Annotated in this window: 23 protein-coding genes; 10 read left to right on the top strand and 13 right to left on the bottom strand. The window is 62.8% G+C overall.

Annotated elements, in window-relative coordinates; translation table 11 throughout:
* Nucleotide 1 precedes the first annotated feature (1 nt).
* The 3 genes from PXK01_RS08170 (at nucleotide 2) to PXK01_RS08180 (ending at nucleotide 2,669) form a co-directional block, all read left to right on the top strand.
* Nucleotides 2-178 (top strand): hypothetical protein, encoded by a 177-nt coding sequence (locus PXK01_RS08170; RefSeq protein ID WP_274859602.1) that lies wholly within the window; start codon nucleotides 2-4, stop codon nucleotides 176-178.
* On the top strand, nucleotides 148-1,833 hold the full coding sequence (locus tag PXK01_RS08175) for an acyl-CoA dehydrogenase family protein (RefSeq protein WP_274859603.1): 1,686 nt from the start codon (nucleotides 148-150) through the stop codon (nucleotides 1,831-1,833). Before PXK01_RS08170 ends, PXK01_RS08175 begins: the two co-directional genes overlap by 31 nt.
* 137 nt (nucleotides 1,834-1,970) lie before the next feature.
* Nucleotides 1,971-2,669 (top strand): SGNH/GDSL hydrolase family protein, encoded by a 699-nt coding sequence (locus PXK01_RS08180; RefSeq protein WP_274859604.1) that lies wholly within the window; start codon nucleotides 1,971-1,973, stop codon nucleotides 2,667-2,669.
* A gap of 35 nt (nucleotides 2,670-2,704) precedes the next feature.
* Here the strand turns inward: PXK01_RS08180 and recO are convergent, their stop codons facing one another.
* Nucleotides 2,705-3,430, bottom strand: a complete 726-nt coding sequence (gene recO, locus PXK01_RS08185) for a DNA repair protein RecO (protein ID WP_274859605.1) — start codon at nucleotides 3,428-3,430, stop codon at nucleotides 2,705-2,707.
* Between the two features lie 112 nt (nucleotides 3,431-3,542).
* Between recO and PXK01_RS08190 the strand changes: the two genes are divergently transcribed.
* A complete protein-coding gene (locus PXK01_RS08190) occupies nucleotides 3,543-3,959 on the top strand; it encodes a hypothetical protein (protein WP_274859607.1) in 417 nt (138 codons plus the stop codon).
* Nucleotides 3,960-3,974: 15 nt separating this feature from the next.
* Here the strand turns inward: PXK01_RS08190 and PXK01_RS08195 are convergent, their stop codons facing one another.
* The 11 genes from PXK01_RS08195 to folK all read right to left on the bottom strand — a co-directional run bounded on the left by PXK01_RS08195 (nucleotide 3,975) and on the right by folK (nucleotide 12,490).
* Nucleotides 3,975-4,304: a DUF1491 family protein gene (locus PXK01_RS08195; protein ID WP_274859608.1), complete on the bottom strand. Its 330-nt coding sequence runs from the start codon at nucleotides 4,302-4,304 to the stop codon at nucleotides 3,975-3,977.
* Nucleotides 4,301-5,209 (bottom strand): GTPase Era, encoded by a 909-nt coding sequence (era, locus tag PXK01_RS08200; RefSeq protein ID WP_274847683.1) that lies wholly within the window; start codon nucleotides 5,207-5,209, stop codon nucleotides 4,301-4,303. Before era ends, PXK01_RS08195 begins: the two co-directional genes overlap by 4 nt.
* The gene (rnc, locus tag PXK01_RS08205; RefSeq protein ID WP_274847682.1) at nucleotides 5,206-5,892 is read right to left on the bottom strand and encodes a ribonuclease III; all 687 of its coding nucleotides are present in this window, start codon (nucleotides 5,890-5,892) and stop codon (nucleotides 5,206-5,208) included. Before rnc ends, era begins: the two co-directional genes overlap by 4 nt.
* Complete coding sequence (gene lepB / locus PXK01_RS08210; protein WP_274859610.1) at nucleotides 5,889-6,725, bottom strand: signal peptidase I; 837 nt, start codon at nucleotides 6,723-6,725, stop codon at nucleotides 5,889-5,891. Before lepB ends, rnc begins: the two co-directional genes overlap by 4 nt.
* Before the next feature lie 60 nt (nucleotides 6,726-6,785).
* Entirely contained in the window at nucleotides 6,786-7,217 is a 432-nt protein-coding gene (gene acpS / locus PXK01_RS08215; protein WP_274847680.1) for a holo-ACP synthase, read from the bottom strand.
* Nucleotides 7,218-7,233: 16 nt separating this feature from the next.
* A complete protein-coding gene (locus PXK01_RS08220) occupies nucleotides 7,234-7,671 on the bottom strand; it encodes an ABZJ_00895 family protein (RefSeq protein ID WP_274847679.1) in 438 nt (145 codons plus the stop codon).
* On the bottom strand, nucleotides 7,668-8,438 hold the full coding sequence (locus tag PXK01_RS08225) for a pyridoxine 5'-phosphate synthase (RefSeq protein WP_274847678.1): 771 nt from the start codon (nucleotides 8,436-8,438) through the stop codon (nucleotides 7,668-7,670). The genes PXK01_RS08220 and PXK01_RS08225 overlap by 4 nt, the downstream gene beginning before the upstream one ends.
* A gap of 96 nt (nucleotides 8,439-8,534) precedes the next feature.
* Nucleotides 8,535-9,257, bottom strand: coding sequence for a DUF2062 domain-containing protein (locus tag PXK01_RS08230; protein WP_274847677.1), 723 nt, complete (start codon nucleotides 9,255-9,257; stop codon nucleotides 8,535-8,537).
* Nucleotides 9,258-9,290: 33 nt separating this feature from the next.
* A complete protein-coding gene (locus PXK01_RS08235) occupies nucleotides 9,291-11,435 on the bottom strand; it encodes a RelA/SpoT family protein (protein ID WP_274847676.1) in 2,145 nt (714 codons plus the stop codon).
* A 38-nt stretch (nucleotides 11,436-11,473) separates the two neighbouring features.
* Nucleotides 11,474-11,827 carry a DNA-directed RNA polymerase subunit omega gene (gene rpoZ / locus PXK01_RS08240; RefSeq protein WP_274847675.1) on the bottom strand — a complete coding sequence of 118 codons (354 nt, stop codon included), beginning with the start codon at nucleotides 11,825-11,827 and terminating at the stop codon, nucleotides 11,474-11,476.
* A 90-nt stretch (nucleotides 11,828-11,917) separates the two neighbouring features.
* Complete coding sequence (folK, locus tag PXK01_RS08245) at nucleotides 11,918-12,490, bottom strand: 2-amino-4-hydroxy-6-hydroxymethyldihydropteridine diphosphokinase (RefSeq protein ID WP_274847674.1); 573 nt, start codon at nucleotides 12,488-12,490, stop codon at nucleotides 11,918-11,920.
* 135 nt (nucleotides 12,491-12,625) lie between these two features.
* Between folK and PXK01_RS08250 the strand changes: the two genes are divergently transcribed.
* Nucleotides 12,626-13,198 carry a LabA-like NYN domain-containing protein gene (locus PXK01_RS08250; protein WP_274847673.1) on the top strand — a complete coding sequence of 191 codons (573 nt, stop codon included), beginning with the start codon at nucleotides 12,626-12,628 and terminating at the stop codon, nucleotides 13,196-13,198.
* A gap of 110 nt (nucleotides 13,199-13,308) precedes the next feature.
* Here the strand turns inward: PXK01_RS08250 and PXK01_RS08255 are convergent, their stop codons facing one another.
* Entirely contained in the window at nucleotides 13,309-15,441 is a 2,133-nt protein-coding gene (locus tag PXK01_RS08255) for an ATP-binding protein (RefSeq protein WP_274859612.1), read from the bottom strand.
* A gap of 370 nt (nucleotides 15,442-15,811) precedes the next feature.
* Between PXK01_RS08255 and ispH the strand changes: the two genes are divergently transcribed.
* From ispH to rnhA, 5 genes are all read left to right on the top strand, one after another.
* On the top strand, nucleotides 15,812-16,810 hold the full coding sequence (gene ispH, locus PXK01_RS08260; protein ID WP_274847671.1) for a 4-hydroxy-3-methylbut-2-enyl diphosphate reductase: 999 nt from the start codon (nucleotides 15,812-15,814) through the stop codon (nucleotides 16,808-16,810).
* Between the two features lie 102 nt (nucleotides 16,811-16,912).
* Nucleotides 16,913-17,527: a LysE family translocator gene (locus tag PXK01_RS08265; RefSeq protein WP_274847670.1), complete on the top strand. Its 615-nt coding sequence runs from the start codon at nucleotides 16,913-16,915 to the stop codon at nucleotides 17,525-17,527.
* Nucleotides 17,524-17,976 (top strand): DUF3429 domain-containing protein, encoded by a 453-nt coding sequence (locus PXK01_RS08270; protein WP_274847669.1) that lies wholly within the window; start codon nucleotides 17,524-17,526, stop codon nucleotides 17,974-17,976. Before PXK01_RS08265 ends, PXK01_RS08270 begins: the two co-directional genes overlap by 4 nt.
* Nucleotides 17,973-18,572, top strand: coding sequence for a class I SAM-dependent methyltransferase (locus PXK01_RS08275; RefSeq protein ID WP_274859613.1), 600 nt, complete (start codon nucleotides 17,973-17,975; stop codon nucleotides 18,570-18,572). The genes PXK01_RS08270 and PXK01_RS08275 overlap by 4 nt, the downstream gene beginning before the upstream one ends.
* Nucleotides 18,565-19,035: a ribonuclease HI gene (gene rnhA / locus PXK01_RS08280; RefSeq protein WP_274847667.1), complete on the top strand. Its 471-nt coding sequence runs from the start codon at nucleotides 18,565-18,567 to the stop codon at nucleotides 19,033-19,035. Before PXK01_RS08275 ends, rnhA begins: the two co-directional genes overlap by 8 nt.
* Nucleotides 19,036-19,040: the final 5 nt, after the last annotated feature.

Consider the following 19,040-nt stretch of genomic DNA (forward strand, 5'->3'; position numbering starts at 1 on the left):
CATGGCCCTTCATAGCCTCAGCTTCAAACCGCTGCACGGGCAAAATAAACGCGAAACTTTTGGTCCAAATGCCGCATCGCGGCGTATTTTTATTGCGCTGCAACTGCGAAATGATTACCACCAAGCGACCGAAGAAGGATGTGATTCATGGCCCATGACGGACAGGACTTGCAAATGAAGCCCACTGTACTCCCCGACCTGCTGACATTGACCGCAGCGACGATTGCCCCTCTGGACCAGCTTCTGGAGGCTGCCAAGACCGCGGTGCGCGATCTGGTGACGGCGGATGGCCGCGTCTCCGGCGCGCTGGTGGAACAGCATCAGACGGCGGCCCACGGGCTGTCCTGGCTGGCCACATATGTCTACAGCCTGCGCCAGATGCAGAACTGGGCCACCCGCATGGACGGCGAAAGCAAGTTCAACGAGATGGAGCAGCTGATCCACCAGATCGCCTTTGGCGAATACCTGGCGCAGATCCGTGGCGGCATCCAGATGAACCAGGGCGAGATCATCCGCCTGCAGGATCTTGGTCTGGGCGCAGAGGCCGAAGCGGCGCTGAACACCGCCGAGGTGCAGGCGCTGAGCCGCGACGGCAACTCCAACGCCGCCCGCACCCGCCTGGTCGAGCTGATGCAGGAGCAGGCCGGGTCGGTCATGTTCGGCGCCTCGGGCCTCGATGAAGAGCTGGAAATGATCCGCGACCAGTTCCGCCGCTATGCACTGGAAAAGGTCGAACCCTTTGCCCACGAATGGCACCTCAAGGACGAGCTGATCCCGATCGAGATCATCAACGAGCTGGCCGAGATGGGTGTCTTCGGCCTGACCATTCCCGAGGAATTTGGCGGCTTTGGCCTCTCCAAGGCATCGATGTGCGTGGTCTCCGAAGAACTGTCGCGTGGCTATATCGGTGTTGGCAGCCTTGGCACCCGCTCCGAAATCGCGGCCGAGCTGATCATCGCAGGCGGCACCGACGAGCAGAAGGCCAACTGGCTGCCCAAGATCGCCAGCGCCGAAATCCTGCCCACCGCTGTTTTCACCGAGCCGAACACCGGTTCCGACCTTGGCTCCCTGCGCACCCGCGCGGTGAAGAATGCCGAGGGCGACTATGAGATCACCGGCAACAAGACCTGGATCACCCATGCGGCGCGCACTCATGTGATGACCCTGCTGGCGCGGACCGATCCGAACACCACCGATCACCGCGGCCTGTCCATGTTCCTGGCGGAAAAGATCCCCGGCACCGACGAGACCCCCTTCCCCACCGAAGGCATGACCGGCGGCGAGATCGAGGTTCTGGGCTATCGCGGCATGAAGGAATACGAGCTGGGCTTTGACGGGTTCAAGGTCAAGGGCGAGAACCTTCTGGGCGGCGAAGAGGGCAAGGGCTTCAAGCAGCTGATGGAGACCTTTGAAAGCGCCCGCATCCAGACCGCCGCCCGCGCCATTGGCGTGGCGCAATCGGCGCTGGATATCGCGATGCAATACGCCCAGGACCGCAAGCAGTTCGGCAAGTCCCTGATCAACTTCCCGCGCGTGTCGTCGAAACTGGCGATGATGGCTGTCGAGATCATGGTGGCCCGCCAGCTGACCTATTTCTCGGCCTGGGAAAAGGACCACGGCCATCGCTGCGACCTTGAGGCTGGCATGGCAAAACTGCTCGGCGCCCGCGTGGCCTGGGCGGCGGCCGACAACGGCCTGCAGATCCACGGCGGCAACGGCTTTGCGCTGGAGTACAAGATCTCCCGCGTGCTGTGCGATGCCCGGATCCTGAACATTTTCGAAGGGGCCGCCGAAATCCAGGCCCAGGTGATCGCGCGTCGCCTGTTGGCCTAAAGGCCCCCTTCTCAACGATCACTCCCCGGGGACATCCCCGACTTGGCCCGGCCTTTGTGCCGGGCTTCTTTTTGTGACCGACCGCAGGCGTGCAGTTTCCCGTTCCCCTGCAGCCGGCCCGGCGATAGGTTTTCAGGATGACCACCCTCTTGCGCCCGTTCCTGATCGCCCTCTTTGCGCTGTTTTCCCTCATCGGCTGCGGTGAGGCACCCGCGCGCAAGCCCGAGGCCCGCATTCTGGTGATGGGGGATTCCATGCTGGCCTGGAATGGCGGCACCGGGCAGGCGGTATCCGATGCAATCGAAGACGCCCTGAAAGAGCCGGTCGTGGACCGCTCGGTCATCGGGGCCCGGATGATCTACCCGCTGCCGCTGACCGGCGCTGCGGGGCTGAACATCCGCAAACAGTTCCGTGCCGGTGACTGGGACTGGATCGTGGTCAATGGCGGCGGCAACGATCTGTGGCTTGGCTGCGGCTGCATCGCCTGCGCCCGCAAACTGGATCGTCTGGCCGCCGAGGATGCACAGAGCGGCACAATTCCCGATCTCATGAGAAAGCTACGGGAAACCGGCGCCCGCGTAATCTACACCGGATACCTGCGCAGCCCCGGGCGCGGCTCCCCCATCGATCACTGCAAGACAGACGGACAAGAGCTGGACCGCCGCATCGCCCTGCTGGCAGAGGAAACCGAAGGTCTGTTCTTCCTCTCGCTTGACGGGTTGGTGCCGCATGGGGATCTCAGCTTTCACGCGGTGGACCGCATTCACCCGTCGATCAGGGGCAGCGCGGCCATCGGCGCCAAGATCGCGACGCTCATCAAAAACGAGGACGGTTGAAGAGCCACCCTCGACAGCGCACAGCACCTGAGCCGTCACGGCAGGCGGCTGATCAGGTCCAGAAGCCTCCCCCGCGCCTCTGGCAGGGGGCGGTTGCCGAGTGAGGGCGCCAGGTGATGCTCCAGAAAATGCCCGGTGGTGCGCAGGGCAAGGGCGATCTCTCCGTTTTCGGCTTCGCCCTGTCCCAGCAGAACCGGCGGCAATGGCAACAGGCGATCTGCCCAATCCCCCGCGCCGTCCTTGGAGACCGCGCGCCCGCTCTTGGGCGAAACATAGATCAAGCCCTCCTGGGAGCCGGTGACGGCACAGGCTGCAAGGTCCAGACCGAAGCCCATCTCCTCCAGAAAAGCCACTTCCCAATGGAGATAGGCCAAGGGCCAGAGTTGCTCCTGCTCCAGCAGATCCAAAAGCTGCTCGGTCCCGGCATAAAGCGCAGGATAGGCTTCACGTTCGGGCAGGCAAAAGGACAGAAGCGCCGTCACCGCGTTGAGGCCTGCCAGCGCCAGCCGCCCCGACAGGGCCGCCGCCGCGCGGCTGCGCAAAGGCTCGGCCTGATAACTGCCCAGATGTTCCTCCAGCCGCGCCCGCCAGGTCAGATCCAGCTGCGCCCCCGGTTGCAGGATCGGCGCCATCCGCCGCCCGGCCCCGCCGCGTACCACACCGGCGTGGCGGCCATGGCTTTCGGTAAAGACATCGATGATGGCGGCGCTTTCGCCGTGGCGGCGCAGGCTCAACAATATGCCGTGATCGCGCCAGTCCATCTGCGCCTCTTCCCTCGTCCAACCGATAAATTCAGCCTGCCCTTCCCCCACAACCGCTACCATTTCACGATGGCTTGTGGAAGGATGCCACCATCAACACGGATGAATTGAAATGAACCTGATCAAGAAAGCCTTTGGGTGGATCATCAAGATCTGCGGCACGATATTCCTGCTCATTCTCCTGTTCGTCGGCGCGGTGTCCTTCTTCAGCAGACAGGAACGCGCCCTTGCCAAGGAGTTCATTCAAATCCTGAGCCAGCAGAATTACGAGGCGGCCTACACGCGCCTGCATCCCGACACCCAGAAAGACATCTCTCCCGCCGCCCTGGAGCAGCGGTTCCGCAATCTTCAGGTCTATACGAGCAGCAGCTTCACCCGCGTTCACATCGGCTCCGACGCCACGACGCTCAACGGCCAGGCAACGACGGACAGCAACTGCACCAGCGCTGTCACCTTCGTCTTGCGGGATGAGAAGATCTTCTCGTTCTTTTTTGAACCGGCCTGCCTGCGCCCGGATCAGTCTGCCTGAGCCGGAAAAGTCCCGTCAGTCCAACCCCGGTTCATCCAGCAGGTGCCGCCCCTGCCGATCCTCGACCTCAATCACCCAGAGGTCGGGATCAAAGCCGCGCTGCTTGGCGATGGCGGCATCCACATCCCTCTCTGCCCCGGCGGCCAGCGAGACCCATTTGCGATCGCCGCTCATCAGATCGTAGGAGCGGTGAAAGGCTTCGGCCTGGCCATCCAGCGTGTTCAGCTTGACCAGAACCGCGCCCGCAGTGTCATCGCCATGGGCGGTCACGAAGGCGGGGATCTCCTGGAACCTGAGGCGAGCCAGATAGGCATCGACCCAGAACCGGGCGGTCAGGCGGCTCATGCGTTTCCGTCTTTGAAGTCGAGCCCCATTTCCGAGTAGCGCTCGGCCTCTTCCAGCCAGTTGGGCCGCACCTTGACCTGCAGGAACAGGTGCACCTTGCGGTCCAGGAACTCTTCCAGCTCGGCGCGGGCGGCCTGGCTGACGGCCTTGATCGTCTCGCCGCGTTTGCCCAGCACGATGCCCTTGTGACCGTCACGCACCACATAGATGATCTGGTCGATCTTGGCGGAGCCGTCCTTGCGCTCTTCCCAGTTCACCGTCTCAACGGTCAGCTGGTAGGGCAATTCCTGATGCAGGCGCAGGGTCAGCTTTTCGCGGGTCATTTCCGCCGCGATCATGCGCATCGGCAGATCGGCAATCTGGTCTTCGGGGTAAAGCCAGGGACCTTCGGGCAGCTCATTGGCCAGCCAGTGGCGCAGATCATCGACCCCGTGGCCACGCTCGGCAGAGATCAGGAAGGTCTCGGCAAAGGCGTAGGCGTCGTTCAGCTTCTTGGTCAGCGCCAGCAGATCCTCGGCCTGAACCTTGTCGATCTTGTTGATCGCCAGCGCCACGGTGCGGCCCTGTCCGATCTCTTCCAGACCTTCCAGGATCCGCTCGACACCCTCGGTGACGCCGCGATGGGCCTCGACCAGAAGGACGACCACATCGGCATCTGCAGCCCCGCCCCAGGCGGCGGCAACCATGGCACGGTCCAGACGGCGGCGCGGCTTGAACAGGCCCGGCGTGTCAACAAACACAAGCTGGCTGTCGCCCTCCATCGCCACGCCGCGAATGCGGGCGCGGGTGGTCTGCACCTTGTGGGTCACGATCGAGACCTTGGCCCCGACCATGCGGTTCAACAGGGTGGATTTGCCTGCGTTCGGTTCTCCGATCAGGGCAATGAATCCGGCGCGGGTGGTCATGTGTCTTGCTCCAATCGTGTCAAAAGGGCCTTGGCGGCGGCCTGTTCGGCCTGGCGTTTCGACCCGGCAGAGGCCTGCTCTTCGGTGCCGTCCTCCAGCCGCACCGCGATGGTGAAGATCGGCTGGTGATCGGGCCCTTCGCGGGCGATCTGCACATAGGATGGCGGGTTCTGGCGGCGGGCCTGCACATATTCCTGCAGCGCTGTCTTGGGATCGCGGGCATCCTCTTCGACGGCACCGATCCGATCCCCCCACAGCCGCAGGATCATCGCCTGCGCGGCCTCAAAGCCTGCATCCTTGTAGACGGCGGCAATCACCGCCTCCATCGCGTCCCCCAAAAGCGCCTGCTTGCGCCGTCCGCCGGACATCATTTCCGACCGACCCAGTTTCAGCACGGCGCCCAGATCGATCTCACGGGCCACATCGGCGCAGGCTTCCTTGCGCACCAAAGCGTTGAAACGCGGCGCCAGCTGGCCTTCGCTTGCAGCCTTGTCATGCTCCAACAGCGCCGTGGCCATCACCAGCCCCAGCACCCGATCACCGAGAAACTCAAGCCGCTGGTTGTCCTGCCGGGTCGGCGAAGAGACCGAGGCATGGGTCAGCGCGCGCAGCAGAAGATCGGGCCGGGTGAACTGATGGCCGATCCGCGCCTCAAGGGCGCGCATATCCTTGGACAGCTTCACTCGATGCCCTTGAAGAAACGATCGCCGCGCCAGGTCCAGAAGAACAGCATCGACCGCCCGGCGGAAGAGAACATGATGCGATCCGCACGACCGATGAGGTTCTCATAGGGCACGAAGCCCACGCCACCGGCGGATTGCGGCAGGCGGCTGTCGCTGGAATTGTCGCGGTTGTCGCCCATGAAGAAGTAATGCCCGTCCGGCACAAGGTAGACCCCGGTGTGATCCATCCCCTGATTGGCGATATTGAGGACCGCATGCTGCGTGCCGCCCGGCAGGGTTTCGATCTGGCGGGATTTCTTGCAGGCCGCACCCTGCCCCACCGGCGCGTTTTCACAGCGCGGGTAGGATCCCATCGGCCCCTGACGCTCCATCACCTCTTCGAACTCGCCCGCATCCTGCAGGGCCACGGCGCTGCCGTTGATGTGCAACACGCCGTTCTTGACCTGAACCCGGTCGCCGGGCAAGCCGACAAGACGCTTGATGAAATCGGTGCCGGTCACCGGGTGGCGGAAGACGACCACATCGCCGCGCTCGGGCTCACTGCCAAGGATGCGAGTGTTTTCGCCATCCAGGAAACCGCAGATGTCGCTGGCATCCACATCAAGGCCGACAACCCCAAGGCGCACGCTGGGACAGGAGGCATAGGAATAGCCATAGGCCATCTTGTTCACGAAGAGGAAATCGCCGATCAGCAGCGTCTCCTTCATCGAGCCGGAGGGAATCCAGAAGGGCTGGAAGAACAGCGTGCGAAAGACGCCCGCAATCAGCAGCGCGTAGACAATGGTCTTGATCGTCTCAAGGATCGAATGTCCGGCATGGTGTTTGGCCGTCATCGGGCTCTCCGGTGTAATGGCATTGAGTCCGGGGCTACATGCGGGCCGACAGGGGGTAAGTCAAGCTTCCGCGCCGGATTCGCGCCCTGGATCAGCAATGGGCCGCGCTTCGATCAGTACCATGGCCTGCGCCCAGGGGTGATCGTCGGTCAAAGTCACATGGATCACCGCCTCATGGCCGGGCGGGGTCATCTGTGCCAGGCGGTCCGCCGCCCAGCCGGTCACATGCATCACCGGCTGGCCGGTGCGTAGGTTGCTGACCGACATGTCCTTCCAGGCGATCCCCATGCGCAACCCGGTGCCCAGCGCCTTGGAGCAGGCTTCCTTGGCGGCCCAGCGTTTGGCATAGGTGCCCGCCACATCACGACGGCGTTCGGATTTGCGCTGCTCCACCTCGGTGAAGACCCGGTTGCGAAACCGATCCCCGAACCGGTCCAGCGTGCGCTGGATCCGCTCTATGTTGGCAAGATCGGTGCCGATGCCAAGGATCATGGGCCTGTGGCCGGGATCACTCCCGCTCCTCCTGCTTGCGGATCGCGGTCAGTTGGGATTTCGCGCCCATACCGACGAAGAACCGCACCAGCACCAGGCCAAGAGCCGCCTGCAGCAGGGATCCCGCGAACAGAACGCTGGCCCCGACCGGATCGCTCATCATCTGACGCAGGTCTGGCATGATGAGGCTGAACACCACGGCAAAGACCAGCGACAGGCCAAGGATCACCAGCGCCGCAGCCTTGGCAAAGCGCCACATGTCTGCGCCTTCAGGCAGCGCGCGGTGGGCCCGGGCATAGCGCTGCCCTTCGATCATACCGGCAACGATGGCAGGGATGATGCTCATCCCGCCATTGGCGATACGAAAACCGAGAACGGCCTGCACGACAGAGACGATGGCGATCAGGGCAAGAGCCGTGACCACATAAACGATGCTGAAACGCTTGAGGTTCATGTCTCCGCTCCGCTGCGGGCGGCATCCATCAGGCGGCGCATTTCGGCGATGGCGGCAGGCAGGCCGATAAACATCGCCTCTCCCATCAGGAAGTGGCCGATGTTCAGCTCCTTCACCTGCGGCAGGGCTGCAATGGGACCGACGCTGTCATAGGTCAGACCGTGGCCGACATGGACCTCCAGGCCCAGCTCATGGGCATAGGCGGCCATCTCGGTGATCTTGGCCAGTTCCGCATCGCGCGCATCCCAGCGCCCTTCGGCCCAGGCATCGGCATAGGCGCCTGCGTGGAGTTCGATCACCGGAGCGCCAATGCGGTGGCTCGCCTCGACCTGCGCCCTGTCGGCGGCGATGAACATGGAAACACGGCAGCCCGCATCCCCCAGGGGCGTAATATACTTGGCCAGGGCATTGTCGTTTCCGGCCACATCCAACCCGCCCTCGGTGGTGCGTTCCTCGCGCCGTTCGGGCACCAGGCAGACCGCATGAGGCTTATGGCGCAGGGCGATGCCCTGCATTTCTTCGGTTGCGGCCATCTCGAAATTCAGGGGCGCGCGCAGCACCTTCATCATGCCGTCGATATCACTGTCGATGATATGGCGGCGGTCTTCACGCAGATGCGCGGTGATCCCGTCGGCGCCTGCGTTCTGCGCCAGCAGCGCGGCGCGCACCGGGTCCGGGTTGTCGCCGCCACGGGCATTGCGCACGGTCGCCACGTGGTCGATGTTCACACCCAGCCGCAGCCGGTTGTCTGCCTTTGTCTCTGCCATGATCCCTGATCCTGATAGGGTTGTCCTGCGCCAGAGACTAGACGGGCAATCGACAGGGGCAACCCCGTTTTCACCCGCCCGCGAAACAAAGGGCGGTCAGTCGGCCCGGCGCTTGACCCGCGCCCCAAGCGAGGATTTGAGGCTGGTCTTCAGCCCCTTCTTCACCGGCGCCTCTTGCGGTTTGACCCCTTCCAGAGCCGCCCGGCGTTTGATCTCTTCGAACTTGGCCTTGATCTTGCTCCGGCGGCGCTGCTGATAAGCACGGATCAGAGGCAGGCTGATCACGTAACAGACCGTGGCGGTGATGACACCGGGAATGAGGCCGCCAACCATATAGGGATAGAAGACCTCGTTATAGAACAGGCTCAACCCATGCCAATCCACCGGGTCGCCGGTGAAATGGGCAAAGAGGTTGCTTTTCAGGTCATGGCCCGCCGCGAGGAACTTGCCGACCAGGGATTTGTCGACATCTTCGTCGAATTCCGTGCCCAACAGCCAATGTCCGGTCTGCAACGAAGCCACACCGATAGGCACATAGGTCAGCGGATTGCCAAAGAAGGTAGAGCTGAGAGCGGCCAGGATATTGCCATTCATCAGCCGGGCAATGAGCGCGGCGACGACGAAATGCATGCCGTAAAACGGCGTGAAGGTGGTGAAGACCCCGGCCCAGACCCCGCGCGCGATCCGTTCAGGCGAATCGGGCAGCCTGCGGACGCGGTGTTTGACGTAGTGAAAAGCCCGGGTCCAGCCGCCACGGGGCCAGAAAAAATCCGCAACCGCACGAAGGGGCGGACGTCTGTCCCGGCGCCTGAATACCAACGGTCTGCGTCCTTCCCAGTTCCAGCCGAACCACTATCCCGGAATCGCGCGGTTCACCGGCTTATCCCTGAACCGCACCACTTCGGCGACATCACTTTCCGCCTCGAGTGTCAACATGAGGGAGTGGAGCTGCTCCACGTCCCTCAGTTCCACGTTGATCATAAGTCGGTAAAAGTCTGGTTTCCTGTCGACGAATTCCAGGTCCGAGATATTGGCCTTCTTCTCGCCGATCAATGTGCAAATTCGCCCCAGGACCCCCGCGTCATTGCCGATGATCATTTCCAGCGTCGTGCTGTAGACCGCCGGGTGGGTGCCACTGTGCCAATGCACATCGACCCAGCGTTCCGGCTGGTCCTCATATTCGCCCAAGCGGTCGCAATCGGCGGCATGCACGACAACGCCCTGGCCCCGGTAGGTGATCCCGATGATCCGCTCGCCCGGCAGCGGCTGACAGCAGGGCGCGCGCTCGAAACTCTGCCCCGGCTCCAGGCCGATCACCGCCCGGCGCATGGATATCTCATCGCTCTCGTGGGCGGTCAGATCGGGGTAGACCGCCTGCACCACATCATGGGCAACGATCTCGGCCGCGCCGAGACGCGCCAGAAGTTCATCGACGCTACTGACCCGCAGGGCGCGGGCGGCGGTTTCCAGCGCCTTGTCGGTGGCCTTGCGGTTCACATGTTCGAAGGCCGAGCGCGCCAATTCATGCCCCAGCTTCACGAACCGGGCCCGATCCGCCTCGCGCAGGGCGCGGCGAATGGCGGTGCGGGCCTTACCGGTGGTGGCGATCTCCAGCCAGCTGACCTGCGGCGTCTGCCCTTCGGCGGTGATCACCTCGACCGACTGACCGTTGCGCAGCCGCGACCACAGCGGCACGCGGATGCCGTCCACCTTGGCGCCGACGCAGGCGTGACCGATGCGCGTATGGATCGCATAGGCGAAATCGATCGGGGTCGCCCCCTTGGGCAGCTTGATCACATCGCCCTTGGGGGTGAAGCAGAAGACCTGGTCGGAATACATCTCCAGCTTGACCGCCTCGAGGAATTCATCGTGATCCTCCTCGGCGTCGAACTGTTCGGTGAGCGAGGAAATCCATTTCGCCGGATCCACCGCAAAGGGGTTTTCCGAACGCACACCATCCCGGTACGACCAATGCGCCGCAACGCCGGTTTCGGCCACGTCATGCATCTGGCGGGTGCGGATCTGCACCTCGACCCGCTTGCCGTCACGCCCCGAAACGGTGGTGTGGATCGAGCGGTACCCGTTCGATTTCGGCTGGCTGATATAGTCCTTGAACCGGCCCGGCACCGCCCGCCAGCGCTGGTGAATGACGCCCAGCGCGCGGTAGCTGTCATCCTCGGACTGGGTGATCACGCGAAAGCCGTAGATATCCGAAAGACGCGAGAACCCCTGATCCTTGGCCTGCATCTTGCGCCAGATCGAATAGGGTTTCTTGGCGCGGCCAAAGACCTCGGCCTCGATGCCCGCCTTTTCCAGCTCGGAGCGCATGTCGCCGGTGATCCGGTGGATCACATCGCCGGTTTCCCGCTGCAGGGTGACAAAACGGCGGATGATCGACTGGCGGCCTTCGGGGTTCAGCACCCGAAAGGCCAGATCCTCCAGCTCTTCGCGCATCCACTGCATGCCCATGCGGCCCGCCAGCGGCGCATAGATATCCATGGTCTCGCGCGCCTTCTGGGCCTGTTTTTCGGGGCGCATCGCCTTGATCGTGCGCATGTTGTGCAGGCGGTCGGCCAGTTTCACCAGGATCACCCGCAGATCCTTGGACATGGCCATGAACAGCTTGCGGAAGTTTTCCGCCTGCTTGGTTTCCCGGCTCGAAAGCTGCAGATTGGTGAGCTTGGTCACCCCATCGACCAGCATCGCCACCTCGTTGCCAAAGCGGCGCGCGACTTCCTCGTAGGAGGCCTTGGTGTCTTCGATGGTGTCGTGCAGAAGCGCCGTGATGATGGTGGCATCATCCAGGCGCTGTTCGGTCAGGATGGCGGCGACCGCCACGGGATGGGTGAAATAGGGCTCACCCGAATGACGAAACTGGCCCTCGTGCATTTCCATGCCGAACTCATAGGCCTCGGCAATGCGCTTGGCATTTGTCTTCGGGTTGTAGTTGCGGACCAGAGCAATCAGATCTCCGGCGGAGATTTCGGGAGATGTCATATCCGATCCGCAGCCTCAGGTAGCGATATCTGCGCGGGTTAGCCCTGGCCCTGGGCCTCCATCAGCGCGCGCAGCAGTTTTTCCTCGGACATGTCGTCCTCGGTGGGTTTGTCGTTTTCGGCCCCCATCAGAAGCGCCATCGAATCCTCTTCGGGTTCGTCGACTTCGATCTGGGTCTGGTTGCTTTCGATCAGCCGCTCGCGCAGTTCATCGGCGCTTTGAGTTTCCTCGGCGATTTCACGCAGGGAGACCACCGGGTTCTTGTCATTGTCGCGTTCCACGGTGATCGGCGAACCGGCGGAAATCTCGCGGGCGCGATGGGCAGCCAGCATCACCAGCTCAAACCGGTTGGGAACCTTGTCTACGCAGTCTTCAACCGTCACGCGGGCCATGGGCGACTCTCCAAAATATAAGTGGGTCCGGAAGGGAGACTTCTAAGCCGATATGTTTTTGTTGACAAGCGCAGAAAAGAGCGCATCGGGTCAATAAAGCGCGATTACACTGTCAATTTCCGATTTTGGCAGCGCATCGCGCATCTCCGCTGCGGTTTTCTTCAGAACCGGATGGCACCAGCCCGGCGCAATGTCGCACAGGGGCACCAGAACAAAGGCCCGATCCTGAAGGCGCGGATGCGGTAGAATCAGCTGATCCGGGGCCTCCTGCATCTGGCGCTCAAGCGGCAGGTCGCGCCAGTGGCCGTAGCTCCTGGCATCGGGCAGCACACGGTCATCGAAAGACAACAGATCCAGATCAAGCGTGCGCATGCCCCATCGCTGCACCCGCTTGCGCGCATGGCGTGCCTCGATCCCGTGCAACCGCTCCAAGAGCGCCGAAGCGGACAGATCTGTCTCCAGTTCAACCACCGCGTTCACATAGTCTGGACCCGCCCCGGCAGGAAAGCACGGGGTGCGAAAGAACCGGGACACCGCGGTCAAATCGCCCGCCTCGACGGCAAGGTCGGCAACGGCCGCAGCAAGGATATCCTGTGGCAGCAGGTCGTGCCGGGTGAGATTCCCCCCCAGTGCGATTAACGCATTTGACCGGATAACGGTCATTTTGGCATCGTTTCCCATAATCCTTTTGCTTGCAGCGGATGGCAAATAACTTACATTAAGTCCACCCGTTTCGCCGCATATTTGCATTCACTCACGGTACACTTGGCGACGCGGTGACATCGGAAGGACAATTTAATGTTTTACAAAGACGAACGGCTCGCGCTGTTCATCGATGGTTCGAACCTATACGCAGCAGCAAAGGCGCTGGGTTTTGACATCGACTATAAGCTTTTGCGGCAGGAATTCATGCGCCGTGGAAAGCTGTTGCGCGCCTTTTATTACACGGCACTGCTGGAAAATGACGAGTATTCTCCGATCCGACCCCTGGTCGACTGGCTGCACTACAATGGCTTCACCATGGTGACAAAGCCGGCCAAGGAATACACGGACAGCATGGGCCGCCGGAAGGTCAAGGGCAACATGGATATCGAATTGACAGTGGACGCCATGGAACTGGCCCCGCGCGTCGATCATATCGTGCTGTTCTCGGGCGATGGCGATTTTCGGCCGCTGATTGCCAGCCTGCAACGTCAGGGCGTGCGGGTTTCGGTTGTCTCGACCATCCGCAGCCAGCCCCCGATGATCTCGGACGAGTTGCGCCGCCAGGCCGACAACTTCATCGAGCTGGAAGAGCTGAAGGACGTGATCGGGCGTCCGCCGCGCGAATTCCCCAGCGAACAGCGCACCGCAGTGACCTCTCCGTCCTGATCGGGGCAGGGTTCTGACTGGGGCTGGGTTCTGATCAGGGCATGGGCCTCGATCTCCCAAGCTGACAGATACAAAAGGCGCCTCGCAGTTCGGGGCGCCTTTTCCTGTTTCTACCCCTGGGCCGCGCGGGGCGGAATATCCGAGCCCGCCAGCGAACGCGCCCCTCCGCTCATCGGCAGATGGGTATTCAGGATCTGCTCCAGCGCCGCGATGGTGACGGGTTTGGCCAGATACCCGTCCATCCCTGAGGCCAGGCATTTGTCCGCCTCGCCGTCCAGCGCGTTGGCGGTCACCGCGATCACCGGCGTCGGCCTGCGCCCATCGCGCTGTTCGGCCTCCCGCAGCAGGCGGGTCATCTCGAACCCGTCCATCACCGGCATCTGGCAATCGGTCAGAACCAGATCGAAATCTCCGCTCTCCCAGGCCTTCAGGCACTCCTGGCCGTCCCGCACGATCACGGCGGAATAGCCCAAAAGCTCCAGTTGCGATTCAAAGACAGCCTGATTGATCTCATTGTCCTCTGCCACCAGGATGCGCATCTCACTGGGCGTCGCCCGGTCCACCGCGCGGCGGTCCGGCGCCTCTTCCTGCGCCTCCTTGCGCCCCGACAGATAGGCGATCCCGTCCCAAAAGTGGCTGGGCAGCACCGGCATGTCCTGAACCGCAAAGCGCGTCGCGCTGCGCCTTCCCGTGACCTCGGTGCGATCCCGGCTGAGCATCAGCACCTGCAGGTCCGGCAGCTCCTCTTCGATCCGGGCACGCAGCCATTCACTGGTGCGATCCTGTGACTGGGCCGCCGACAACACAAAGATCGTTTCCGGCCCCGCCGCGCGGGCAAGCGCCAGGTATTCGTCGCGATTGGAGACCCACTTGATATCGCAATCCGCCGCCAGCGCGCATGAGGACCAGCTGGCGGTATCCGTGCCCTTCGGCAGCATGGCCACGATCTGCACCCCGGTCAGGCTCAGACACTTCAGCGGACCGGTCGCATCGGTTACCGGCAGACGCAGGGTAAAGACGGATCCCTGCCCCAGGGTGGAGGTGACCGAGATTTCCCCCCGCATTTTCTCCGCAAGCTGCTTGACGATGGTCAGGCCCAGACCATTGCCCTGAATCATCCGCCGCACCACATCGCCAGAACGCTCGAACGGCTGGAAGATCGCCTTTTGAACCTCTGCATCCATGCCGATGCCATTGTCCTCGACGATGAACTCGATCCAGTCGGGGCCGCTGGTTTCCACCCTCAGGCTGACGATTCCGGTCGGCGCCCCCTCTTGCGGGGCGGAAAACTTGATGGCGTTGCCAAGGAGATTGAGCAGGATCTGCCGCAGCCGCCCCGCATCCCCCAGAATCGAATCGGGGATGCTGGCCTGTACCGACAAAGACAATTCGACCCGCTGCTGATCCGCATGCGCCCGCAGGGTTTCGGCGACGCTTTCCACCACCGGAAGCAGACGCATCGGCCCGTTGGAAAGCTCCATCTTGCCCGCTTCGATCTTCGACACATCCAGGATGTCGTCGATAATCCACAACAGGGACGAGGAGGACTCCTTGATCGCATGCAGGATGCGCCGCTGCTCGGGCTTGAGCGTGGTGTTCTCCAGAATCTCGACCATGCCGATAACGCCGTTCATCGGCGTGCGGATTTCATGGCTCATGGCGGCCAGGAATTCGCTCTTAGCGCGGTTGGCCTTGCGCTCTTTCTGATGCGCGCGCCACAGTTCCTCGCTGTAGGAATCGGTCAACTGCCCGAAGGCCATCATCTCGATCATGATGATCCCGAAGATGGTCAGCATGACCGGAAGGGACAGATAGCTGCGCGAGAAGGCCTCATCAAAGACCGGCGGGCCAAAGTAGTCGTGGCCGACAATCCGCGTCGCGATCCAGGCGCAGAGAATGCCGACGATCAGCCCGATGATGATCGGTTTCTCCCGCTTCAGGGAAAAAGTCATGAATGGCCCGCCCAGAAGCGCCACGAACATCATCTCGGCATTGCTGGCCGGATGCAGGGTAAAGACCGCCCCCAGCACCGCAAACAGACCGGTCGTATACCAGATCAGCCGCGCCACCATCTTGTGGCGTGTCTGCACCAGGAACCAGGCGGTCGCCGAACCGAACCCGGCCACCAGTGCATTGCCGATAAGCGCAGGCTCTCCCAGGTAGGCACCAAACACCGCCCACATGAGGCTGAGCACCACGACAAGAACCGCCGTGCTCCGGACGGTCCGGAATCGGCGATCCATATTGTCTTCCATCGCGCTGCGTTCAAGAACGCGGCTGCTGTTCTGTGCCTTCGTTGCCTCCGCCACTGCGGCCCCCAAACCATACCACGGGCCCTAAAAACCGGGCTGTTGCCTAAATCTGATCAGAGGATCCTTCGCGCACCCATGCGTAAACCGCGCGAGCGAAGCCGCCCCTTTGCCGAAAAACATGGCGCCATCGGGTTAATATTCCGTCATTTTTCCCGACTGCCCCCAGTCGGCCGGACATTCACCACGTCCCGGGCATTGGGCCTTGCACGGTTCTAGGGGCTGGCACGAAAGGCGCGGATTTCTCCTGCCTCTGGACCTTGCAGGCGGAACACCCTACCTCTGCCCTGCAAGGAGATGCGCCATGACGACCCAAGAGATGCCCTTTGATCAGCAGGCCGACAGCGATGCGGCCCGCAAACCGGCCCTCACCCTTTATCTTGCCGCGCCGCGCGGGTTCTGCGCCGGGGTGGACCGGGCGATCAAGATCGTCGAGATGGCGCTCGAGAAATGGGGCGCCCCGGTCTATGTGCGCCATGAGATCGTGCACAACAAATACGTGGTGGACGGGCTGCGCGCCAAGGGCGCCGTGTTTGTTGAGGAACTGGAGGAATGCCCGCAGGACCGCCCGGTGATCTTTTCCGCCCACGGGGTGCCTAAATCGGTCCCCGCCGAGGCCGAACAGCGCCGGATGGTCTATGTGGATGCCACCTGCCCGCTGGTCTCCAAGGTGCATATCGAGGCTCAGCGCCACGCGGAGGCTGGCCTTCAGATGATCATGATCGGCCACAAGGGCCACCCCGAAACCATCGGCACCATGGGGCAGCTGCCCGAGGGCGAGGTGCTGCTGGTGGAAACCCCGGATGATGTCGCCACCGTCGAGGTGCGCGACCCAAGCCGCCTGGCCTATGTCACCCAGACCACCCTGTCGGTGGATGACACCAAGGACATCGTCGCCGCGCTTGAGGCGCGTTTCCCCAAGATCGTCGGACCGCACAAGGAAGACATCTGCTATGCCACCACCAACCGGCAGGAAGCGGTGAAGGCGGTCGCTCCCAAATCCGACGCGCTGCTGGTCGTGGGCGCCCCCAACTCTTCCAACTCGCGCCGTCTGGTCGAAGTGGGCGCCAAGGCAGGATGCGCCTATTCGCAGCTGGTGCAGCGGGCCGAAAACATCGACTGGCGCGCCCTGGATGGCATCAAGAGTGTCGCCATCACCGCCGGGGCTTCGGCACCGGAACTACTGGTCAACGAGGTGATCGACGCCTTCCGCAGCCGGTTTGACGTGACGGTGGAGATCGTAGAGACCGCCGTGGAGCGGGTCGAATTCAAGGTGCCCCGCGTCTTGCGCACCCCGGCCTGAGCCGAGCAACTGTCGGTATCGGATAGCCTAAGACTCCCCTGAACGCGCCTGCCGTGCTACCACAAGGTGGACCGCGCCCCGCGCGAAAACAGGAGGCCTTGGATGATTTCTCTACAATTCCTGATCACCGCCCTGGTGGTGGTCATCGCGCCCGGCACCGGGGTCATCTACACGCTGGCTCTGGGCCTTGGTCAGGGCGCACGCGCCGCGATCTGGGCGGCCTTTGGCTGTACGCTCGGGATCCTGCCCCACCTGGCCGCCGCCACGCTGGGACTGGCGGCGGTGATGCACAGTTCGGCGGTTCTGTTCCAGCTGGTGAAATTCGCAGGTGTTGCCTATCTTCTGTTCCTTGCCTGGCAGGCGCTGAAATCAGGCGGCGCGCTGGCGATCACCTCCGAAACCCGCGCCCAGCCGGGGCTGCGCATTGCCCGGCGCGGCGCCCTGATCAATATCCTCAACCCCAAGCTTTCGGTGTTTTTCCTGGCGCTGCTGCCGCCCTTCCTCTCTGGCGATCCCACCAGCGCCACCGCAGAGATGACCCTTCTGGGCGGGATCTTCATGGCCATGACCTTCCTTGTCTTCGTGCTTTACGGGCTCTTTGCCGCCAAGGCCCGCGATCTGGTCCTTGGATCGGAGCGGGTGCTGACATGGCTCAACCGCAGCTTTGCGGCGATCTTTGCCGCCCTGGCCGCGCGGCTGGCGCTGGAGCGCGCATGACCCGGATCCCCCTTGTCCCGCTTGTGCTGGGCCTTGCCGGTCTGATCCCCTTTGTCTGGGGCGCGGCCACGGTGCTGCGCCCGGAGCTGCAGGCCTGGGGCGCCGCCAATCTGGGGCCGCGTTTCGTTGGCCCCTATGTGGGGCTGTTCTACGGCTCGGTCATCCTCAGCTTCATGTCGGGCGTCCTGTGGGGATTTGCCACCAGGACCAATGGCGCCCAGGCCGCGCTTGGCTATGTGCTGTCGGTCATCCCGGCCATATGGGCCTTTCTCATGACCGGGGGAGGCCCCGAGGTGGCAGCCAAGAACCTGATCTATGGCTTTGCCGGTCTGCTGCTGCTGGATCTCATATTCCATGTCTGGGAGCTGACACCCCCCTGGTGGATGCGGCTGCGCCTGCTGTTGACGGCAGTGGTGCTGCTGTCCCTCTCTGTCGGAGTATACATTTGAGCGATCAGGAAACACTTGCGGTCTATGCCCGTGCGGCTGCGGATTATGCCAAGGGCTTTGCCCGCAGCAAGGACACCGACCAGGAGGAGGACTATACTGCCTTCACCGAACGGCTGGCTGAGGGCGCGCGTGTGCTGGATCTGGGCTGCGGTCCGGGCCATTGGGCCGCGCGCCTGCGCGATGATGGCTATCAGGCCGAGGCATTGGATGCCTCAGCAGAGATGGCCGATCATGCCCGCGCGGCTTACGGGCTGGAGGTCACGGTCGGCCCTTTTGAGGCGCTGGATGCAATGGGGCAATACGATGGGATCTGGGCCAATTTCAGCCTGCTGCATGTGCCGCGCGCCGGTTTCCCGGCTGAACTTGCCCGCATCAAACGCGCCCTGAAACCGGGGGGAATCTTTAGCATCGGCATCAAGCTGGGCGGCGGAGAGGCGCGCGATTCGCTTGGCCGGTTTTACGCCTACTACGGCGAAGACGAGCTGCGGCAGCTGCTGACCAAGGCCGGGTTCACCGTATCGCGCAGCCGCAAGGGAAATGGCGAAGGTCTGGCTGGCGGAGAGGAAACCTTCGTAGTAATGACCGCGCATGGCTGAACTTTTTGCATATACCGACGGAGCCTGCTCCGGAAATCCCGGCCCCGGAGGATGGGGCGTTCTGTTGCGCGCGATGGAGGGCGGTGACATCGTCAAGGAGCGCGAACTCCAGGGCGGCGAACCGGAAACCACCAACAACCGGATGGAGCTGCTGGCGGCGATCAATGCGCTGGAAAGCCTGAGCCGCCCCAGCAAGATCACCGTGGTCACCGACAGCAACTATGTGAAGAACGGCATCACCGGCTGGATCTTCGGCTGGAAGAAGAACGGCTGGAAGAATGCCGCCAAGAAACCGGTGAAGAACGCCGAGCTGTGGCAGCGCCTGGATGCGGCACAGCACCAGCACGATGTGACCTGGGAATGGGTCAAGGGCCACGCAGGCCACCCCGAGAACGAGCGCGCCGATGAGCTGGCCCGCGCGGGCATGGCGCCCTTCAAACCCGGCAAACGCAAGTCGGCCTGATTAGT

The organism is Phaeobacter sp. PT47_59, assembly GCF_028890025.1.
GTDB lineage: Bacteria > Pseudomonadota > Alphaproteobacteria > Rhodobacterales > Rhodobacteraceae > Phycobacter.